Below are 6,000 nucleotides of genomic sequence, written 5' to 3' on the forward strand. Positions count from 1 at the left end.
TCAGAAAACAATAAAAACAAATTTTAGTAACTAATAGGTAACTCAACATTACAAATTCAACGAAAAAAAGAAAAAGACAAGGTCCGAAAACCTTGTCTTTAATACTATACCGGCGGCCGGGGTCGAACCGGCACGTCCTTGCGGACACTGGATTTTGAGTTCTATGAATACACTTTTTAAATCTTATATCCTTGATTTAATAGGGTTTTAGGACTTTTGAATCTTGCAAAATAGACTCATTTTTCAAATTTTAGTAACTTTTTGGTAACACTCCATAACTTATCGTCCTAAGATCAACATCAGAGAATCTCGCTATCTTAATTATATTCTTCACTATTTTTAAAATAATTGCTATAATATAAGTCAATCATCAAAATGACTATTGATTGAAATTAATTTAAATAGAGAGGTGGCACTAGATATGATGGACTTTAATGTAGTATGTGATTTTAATGCACTTGTTTTTGCTGAAGAACATATAATTATTCATGCAGAAAGAGATAAAATTATGGCAGTATTATCTGAAATCAATAATTGGCATAACTGGCGTAATGGAATTTCAGAAATAAAATTATTAGCATCTCACATTCAAGAGGGGGCAAAATTTGAATGGAAATCAGGAGGTCTAAAATATAAATCCGAAATCCATACAGCTTCAGCTGCATGTTTTGGATGGACAGGTAATACAATAGGAGCTCATGCAATTCATAATTGGTATATAAAAAAATTATCAAATGGATCTTCTGAGGTTGTAGTTCAAGAGAGTTTAAGTGGCTGGTCTATCTTATTATTAAGGAAAATGATGAGACGTGAATTGCCTATCTTACTAAAAAAAGATCTTCAAGAGTTAAAATTTGCATGTGAAAATAAATTATAGAAGTAATTAGTTTTTTAAAAATGAATTTTAAATTTATTGACTGTATTAGCTAGAGTGATTGATTAGAGAGAGTCGATTTTGAGTCGGTTCTCTCTTTTTGTTAATGATAAATTGCAAGAATAAGTACAACATTTACTCAAACTCATCCACTAGAGCTTCACAAGCAGTTCTGTAAGCCAAATATTTTCGTTGTCGGTGATTGATATCATATAAGGGCTTGTTCAAAGCCTCATCAGAAGTTCTCTACCAGTGGATATCAGTCAAACTCTTTCCCCTTTCAACTATAAACAACCTTCATAAAATAAAATCACTCAACAAGAATATACTAATCTTTACCTATTGAAACTTAATCAAATAAACCATCAATCTGCATTAAAATAGTCAGAAACCTCTTTAAAAAGGGTATGCAATATTTCTTGCTCTTCTTCATCTAAATTATATTCAGAGACTAGCTCATCCAAATACTTAGGTAGAGTCGAATGGTTTTTAATTCCATTCATAACAATCGCAAATTTCAGATCGTCTAGTTCAGTTTTATTAAACCCTTTTAGCTTCTTCAAATCAATTCTAGTGATTGGATGTGGGACAACATCTAGAGTACTGTAAATCGTTTTTCCTAATAAGTAATCTGTCGTGGTATCAAATAATTTTGCTAATTTGACAACGGCTTCTAAATTAGGCTCTAAAGTTCCATTTTCCCAACGAGAATAAGTACCTTGTTGTACATCAATCATCTCAGAAACTTGTACTTGAGTTAACTTCTTACTCTTTCTCAGTTGCTTAAGACGATCTCCAAAAGAATTATTATTAAACATTGTTTCCTCTTCAATATTCGATTCTGTATATTTTAGCTTGACAAAATATTCTAAACGGTATAAAATAGAATTATTCCATAAGGAATATTTATTTTAAGATTAAATATTCCATTGAGAATATTATATCATAAAAGGAGGTAAAAGCGTATGTAACTAATAGTTCGATTTAAAAAATTTTAATAAAGGAGGTAAGATTCGACAAAAAAAAAAAATCTTGAAACAAATGTGCCGTTCGTTCCAAGATCAAAACATATTATGTAACAATTATACCACAGAAAACTCTTCAGTTGCACAAGAAAATTTCGGAGGTTTCACAAAAAGATGACCAATAAAGAGTTAGTCAATCAAATTTCTGGCCTAAACTCTACCTCTACTCTTAAAAATTGGATTCAACTGATTAAAGAGATAAGTGGCAAGGAATTTAAAAAAATTAAAATTCCTATCAGTAGAAATCCAAGAACTCGTCAATTAAGTTATACAGTTGCCTATGACTTTACAAACGAAGACCTTAGACAATTTCAAAAGTTAGCTAAACTAAAACTTGAAATAGGTCTAAAAGAGGCTATACAAGCCGTATTTGGGAGTCTAGCAGACAATGAGCACGAATCCCTAAACCAAGTAATAGATGAGCTCTACGATGAACTGAGCGCCTTAAAACAGGAATTCAAGCGAGAAATACGGTTGATAAAAAATGAGAATGCCAGTCTAAAAAAGAAAATCCAAGATATTGAAGAGTCGATGCAAACCGGCTTACTAGGGTTTGTTCAGAAGAGGTCAAAAAATAGGTTCGGCTAATAGCGAGTTTTCGGCTGAGCCATGAGGCAGAAAGCCGAAAATGAGCGTAAATGCGGACGGACCATTTTTGACCGTTAGGGTGTGTAGTAACACCACCCTCTGCAAGTTAGGTGTACCATCGAAAGAATTCAGTATTCCCAAGGGTTTCGGAGATTTTAAGGGTGGCAAAATTAGGCAAAAAGTTGAATCAAAATCTATGGCAAAAAATGAACATTTACGTTCTGTATTTGACTGGATTCAAATTCAGTTTGATAAGACTGAATTTTCGCCAAGAGAAATAATCGAAGACATTCTATTTCTTGATTATGACCTATTTATTGAGAATAAAGGGAGCCTTAAATACTATAACTATGATAGCCAGCTTCATCATGGGAATATCCGTATCTACTATGGAGCGAAAGAGTCGTCCTACATGCTTGTCATGTCAGGACAGGCACTCGAGTTCTTTAGAGATATGGTATTAGATCCAAATAGTCTGTCCGAAAGACAGTTTCTGAACAACCTCTACTACAATTACAATCAGTTTTCAGTAAGACGAATTGATATTGCAATAGATGATTTTAATGAAACACCCTATTTCACTCCTAATCAGCTTCTAAAGATTTGTCAGAAGAAACGCTTTATATATGGAAAAAGCACTTACTACAATACCTACGGAGATGAAACAATCGGCCAAACCTTATATTTGAGAAAACCCAATGATGATGAAAGACTTAGAATTTACGATAAACGCTTAGAACGAGCTGAGAAGCTCGGCATCAGCAAGCGGTATATAGAAAATTGGATAAGAACTGAGTTAGAACTTAGGAAAGAAAAAGCTCACTACTTCATTCAAGAATGGTTGCATTCAGAAATAGATCTTCTCAACTTTACCAAGGGATATCTCAAAGAAAAAGTGAGGTTCTATAGTGATAGTCACTTCTCAAAACCCTTGAGATCTTGGGAAAAGTTTTTAGGTCACTCAAAACCTGTCTCTATCATTATTTCAAAACCAAAAACAGAACTAGAACAAAAATTAGAATGGTTTACCTATAAAGGTTCTGGAGCTATTCTAAAAGCGTATAAATTTCTATACGACAATAACTTACTGCATGAGTATGAGAAATCTAACTATCTCGCACTCAACAATATGGAATATCCACCAGATTTAGCAAGTGGATTAATAGAAAGGGCAATTCTCTTTAAAAGAGAGGATTTGATCCCCACAATCAAAGAAAATATCAAAAGGAGAAATTAATTATGGCAAAAATGCTTTCACAAAATGACTGGAATTTTAATAACATTGGAACAAAATTTGAATTGGATGAAGTTATTCCAAAATTTGAAACGGAAGTCCGAGCAGATGCAAACGGAGAAATTATCAAAAACCGAGATGGTAGCGAAAGACGTTTTAATACCGATAGAATCATTGGTTGGAAATACAATGTAACAATTAAGGATGGACAATTCAAAAAGAAATCAACCCAAGTCTCAGTAGACAATCCAGATGCCTTGGTTGATAATGACTATATCCAAGCAATGGATGAAGTACCAGTTACATTTGACAATTTACAAGCTACTATGATTAGTTCGACAATGTATTACAAGGCAGATGCTATCCATTTAGTAGATGTAAAACAAAAATAAATATCAGACAAGGGGAGTTAATCCTCCCCTTACTTAATCTAATTAGAAAAGGAGATCACATGATTAAAACTGTAACAAAAGATGACCTTATCGAACTTGGATTTGCTCCAGGAACTGCAAGAAAGATTATCCATACCGGCAAATTACTATTAGTGAATCGTGGTTTTAACATCTACGATAACAAAAGGATTGGTACAATTCCAGCCAGTGTCGCAGAAGAACTATTAGGAATTGAACTCCAGAAAGAAGCGTAGCTTATGGCTTTACGTAAAAGTAGAGACGGAACTTGGATTGTTGATGTTTCCAATGGTATAAATCCAATATCTCTAAAACAACGTAGAATTGTAAGAAAAGGATTCAAAACTAAAAAAGAAGCATTGGAGGCCGAACAATACTTACGAAGTGTCGAACTTAAAGAAAAAAGTTTCAACTCAAAAATATCAATTGATATCCTTTATGATCTCTTAAAAGAAGAGGATAGAATAAACAACAGAAAACAAAGCTATATAGATACACAAGAAAACAACTATAACAGGCATATAAAAAACTATTTTGAAAAAGTTGATGATGTAGCTAAATTAACTTATGAAGATATCTATCAATTCAGAGAACATCTAAGAGATAAAAATACTCAAAACTCAGAAAAGAAGCTAAGTCCAAACACTATTAATAAAATTATAATTTTACTAAAGAAAATTCTGGATGTTGGATTAAGAAAGGGATTTTACAAGGAACATCCCGTAGGATTACTGAAAAAATTACCCATAGAAAAAGTAAAATTAAATTTCTGGACAGTAAAAGAATTTAAGCATTTCTTAACACTATTTAGCAACGATGAATACAATATAAAATTACTATTCACAGTTCTATTTTTTACTGGTCTAAGACTCGGAGAAGCTCTTGCTCTAACGTGGAAGGACATAGAGTTTTCTACAAATACAATCCATGTAAGTAAATCAATATACGTTAAAAAAGGTGAAGAACACATTAGTAGTACAAAGACAAAAGCTGGAACCCGAAGAATCATCATGAACACCAAACTAGTGGAGACACTAGAAGAATGGAGGCAAACACAGCATGAAAGATTAAAAGAATTTACAACCAACCTAGATGATCTACAGATATTTCAAAAAAGCCCGATTACGATAACTAAGGATTCAATCGAAAAACAATATAAAAAAATATTACAAAGAGATAGTTCTTTAAAAAAAATAAGAATTCATGACTTCAGGCATTCACATGCTTCCCTACTAATAAACCAAGGAGAAGATTATCTTGTCGTAAAAGAAAGATTAGGACATGCTTCTATAACTACAACAATAGATACATACTCTCATTTGTATCCAAGCAAGCAACAAAAATTAGCGGATAAATTAGATGATTTGTTATAAAACTAGTAATTTTAAGTAACTCAGCGTTACAAATTCAACAAATAAAAGAAAAAGACAAGGTCCGAAAACCTTGTCTTTAATACTATACCGGCGGCCGGGGTCGAACCGGCACGTCCTTGCGGACACTGGATTTTGAGTCCAGCGCGTCTGCCAATTCCGCCACGCCGGCAAAGTATAACTGGGGTAGCTGGATTCGAACCAACGCATGAGGGAGTCAAAGTCCCTTGCCTTACCGCTTGGCTATACCCCAATAATATAAAATAGGCGAGTGATGGGGATCGAACCCACGCATGCCAGAGCCACAATCTGGTGTGTTAACCACTTCACCACACCCGCCATATTCTTATACACGGGCAGTAGGAATTGAACCCACACTGAAGGTTTTGGAGACCTTAGTTCTACCTTTAAACTATGCCCGTAAAGGATGGAAGGGGAGGGATTCGAACCCCCGAACCCGAAGGAGCGGATTTACAGTCCGCCGCGTTTAGCCTCTTCG

Annotated in this window: 7 protein-coding genes, 4 tRNA genes and 1 pseudogene; 6 read left to right on the forward strand and 6 right to left on the reverse strand. The window is 34.0% G+C overall.

The genetic code is table 11. The features are described 5' to 3' along the window. Nucleotides 1-421: 421 nt before the first annotated feature. On the forward strand, nt 422-877 hold the full coding sequence (locus tag ADH27_RS09095; protein WP_000968642.1) for a hypothetical protein: 456 nt from the start codon (nt 422-424) through the stop codon (nt 875-877). A 132-nt stretch (nt 878-1,009) separates the two neighbouring features. Here ADH27_RS09095 and ADH27_RS10530 read toward each other — a convergent pair. Continuing rightward, nucleotides 1,010-1,114: pseudogene (locus ADH27_RS10530) on the reverse strand (IS30 family transposase); the annotation flags it as partial. A 125-nt stretch (nt 1,115-1,239) separates the two neighbouring features. After that, nucleotides 1,240-1,692, reverse strand: coding sequence for a helix-turn-helix domain-containing protein (locus tag ADH27_RS09100; RefSeq protein WP_048717498.1), 453 nt, complete (start codon nt 1,690-1,692; stop codon nt 1,240-1,242). A 321-nt stretch (nt 1,693-2,013) separates the two neighbouring features. Here ADH27_RS09100 and ADH27_RS09105 point away from each other — a divergent pair, with 321 nt between their 5' ends. Genes ADH27_RS09105 through ADH27_RS09125 form a run of 5 tightly spaced genes read left to right on the forward strand, consistent with a single transcriptional unit; the run spans nt 2,014 to nt 5,504 of the window. Beyond that, nucleotides 2,014-2,487, forward strand: a complete 474-nt coding sequence (locus tag ADH27_RS09105) for a hypothetical protein (RefSeq protein ID WP_048717500.1) — start codon at nt 2,014-2,016, stop codon at nt 2,485-2,487. Between the two features lie 40 nt (nt 2,488-2,527). After that, complete coding sequence (locus tag ADH27_RS09110) at nt 2,528-3,724, forward strand: replication initiation factor domain-containing protein (RefSeq protein ID WP_048717502.1); 1,197 nt, start codon at nt 2,528-2,530, stop codon at nt 3,722-3,724. A gap of 2 nt (nt 3,725-3,726) precedes the next feature. Further along, nucleotides 3,727-4,113: a hypothetical protein gene (locus ADH27_RS09115; RefSeq protein ID WP_009732035.1), complete on the forward strand. Its 387-nt coding sequence runs from the start codon at nt 3,727-3,729 to the stop codon at nt 4,111-4,113. 59 nt (nt 4,114-4,172) lie between these two features. Continuing rightward, nucleotides 4,173-4,367, forward strand: a complete 195-nt coding sequence (locus ADH27_RS09120; RefSeq protein ID WP_000598356.1) for a DUF3173 domain-containing protein — start codon at nt 4,173-4,175, stop codon at nt 4,365-4,367. A gap of 3 nt (nt 4,368-4,370) precedes the next feature. Then, nucleotides 4,371-5,504, forward strand: coding sequence for a site-specific integrase (locus ADH27_RS09125; RefSeq protein WP_048717504.1), 1,134 nt, complete (start codon nt 4,371-4,373; stop codon nt 5,502-5,504). 85 nt (nt 5,505-5,589) lie between these two features. Here ADH27_RS09125 and ADH27_RS09130 read toward each other — a convergent pair. The 4 genes from ADH27_RS09130 to ADH27_RS09145 form a co-directional block, all read right to left on the reverse strand. Continuing rightward, nucleotides 5,590-5,673: transfer RNA gene (locus tag ADH27_RS09130), tRNA-Leu, on the reverse strand. A 9-nt stretch (nt 5,674-5,682) separates the two neighbouring features. Further along, a tRNA-Gln gene (locus ADH27_RS09135) sits at nt 5,683-5,754 on the reverse strand. Nucleotides 5,755-5,767: 13 nt separating this feature from the next. Then, nucleotides 5,768-5,840 (reverse strand) — tRNA-His (locus ADH27_RS09140). Between the two features lie 12 nt (nt 5,841-5,852). Continuing rightward, nucleotides 5,853-5,923 (reverse strand) — tRNA-Trp (locus ADH27_RS09145). Between the last annotated feature and the right edge of the window lie 77 nt (nt 5,924-6,000).

The sequence above is a fragment of the Streptococcus sp. 343_SSPC genome (assembly GCF_001072385.1).
In the GTDB taxonomy this organism is placed as follows: Bacteria; Bacillota; Bacilli; order Lactobacillales; family Streptococcaceae; genus Streptococcus.